Origin of the sequence: Pseudovibrio axinellae (assembly GCF_900110875.1) — a bacterium.
Classification (GTDB): Bacteria; Pseudomonadota; Alphaproteobacteria; order Rhizobiales; family Stappiaceae; genus Pseudovibrio; species Pseudovibrio axinellae.
The window spans coordinates 1-1,448 of record NZ_FOFM01000082.1; the positions used below are offsets into that span (position 1 = coordinate 1).

General features: G+C 61.5%; 1 protein-coding gene. It reads right to left on the reverse strand.

Annotation, left to right across the window (positions count from 1 at the left end; genetic code table 11):
• On the reverse strand, positions 1 to 1,448 hold a 1,448-nt coding region (locus tag BMZ51_RS23660; RefSeq protein ID WP_208979644.1), incomplete at both ends, for a VCBS domain-containing protein.

Consider the following 1,448-nt stretch of genomic DNA (forward strand, 5'->3'; position numbering starts at 1 on the left):
CTGTCGGTGAGCTGGTCACCGCTCTTCAGGCTCTGCACCGACGGTTGCTGGTTGTCGAGCGCATAGCTCCACGACCCGTCCGGTTGCACGGTGAACGTTCCGTGCGCTGCACTGGCATGTGACTGGGGCACAAACTGGTTTTGCCCGGCATCAGGATCCACAATGCTCAACTGGCCGCTGGTGGTCAGTGCGGTTTCTTCAGTCACCGTGCCGGTGGCAGTACCGCCGATCTGGGCCTTGTCGTCGGTGCCATTGATGGTGATGGTGAGCTTGTGGGAGGTGCCGTCCACAGAGGTGACGGTGAGACTGTCGGTGAGCTGATCACCGCTCTTCAGGCCCTGCACCGCCGGTTGCTGGTTGTCGAGCGCATAACTCCACGACCCATCCGGCTGCACGGTGAACGTTCCGTGCGCAGCACTGGCGTGTGACTGGGGCACAAACTGATTTTGCCCAGCATCAGGATCCACAATGCTCAACTGGCCGCTGGTGGTCAGTGCAGTTTCTTCAGTCACCGTGCCGGTGGCAGTACCGCCGATCTGCGCCTTGTCGTCGGTGCCATTGATGGTGACGGTGAGCTGATGAGTGGTGCCGTCAATCGAGGTGACGGTGAGACTGTCAGTGAGCTGATCGCCGCTCTTCAGGCCCTGCACCGCCGGTTGCTGGTTGTCGAGCGCATAACTCCACGACCCGTCCGGCTGCACGGTGAAGCTGCCATGTGCCCCTTGAGCTGCGGATTGCCCGACAAACTGGTTTTGCCCGGCATCAGGATCCACAATGCTCAACTGGCCGCTGGTGGTCAGTGCGGTTTCTTCAGTCACCGTGCCGGTGGCAGTACCGCCGATCTGGGCCTTGTCGTCGGTGCCATGGATGGTAACGGTGAGCTTGTGGGAGGTGCCATCCACAGAGGTGACGGTGAGACTGTCGGTGAGCTGATCACCGCTCTTCAGGCCCTGCACCGCCGGTTGCTGGTTGTCGAGCGCATAACTCCACGACCCATCCGGCTGCACGGTGAACGTTCCGTGCGCAGCACTGGCGTGTGACTGGGGCACAAACTGGTTTTGCCCGGCATCAGGATCCACAATGCTCAACTGGCCGCCGGTGGTCAGCGCCGTTTCTTCGGTGACGGTGCCGGTGGCAGTACCGCCGATCTGGGCCTTGTCGTCGGTGCCATGGATGGTAACGGTGAGCTGATGAGTGGTGCCGTCGATGGAGGTGACAGTGAGACTGTCGGTGAGCTGGTCACCGCTCTTCAGGCTCTGCACCGACGGTTGCTGGTTGTCGAGCGCATAGCTCCACGACCCGTCCGGTTGCACGGTGAACGTTCCGTGCGCTGCACTGGCATGTGACTGGGGCACAAACTGGTTTTGCCCGGCATCAGGATCCACAATGCTCAACTGGCCGCTGGTGGTCAGTGCGGTTTCTTCAGTCACCGTGCCGGTGGCAGTACC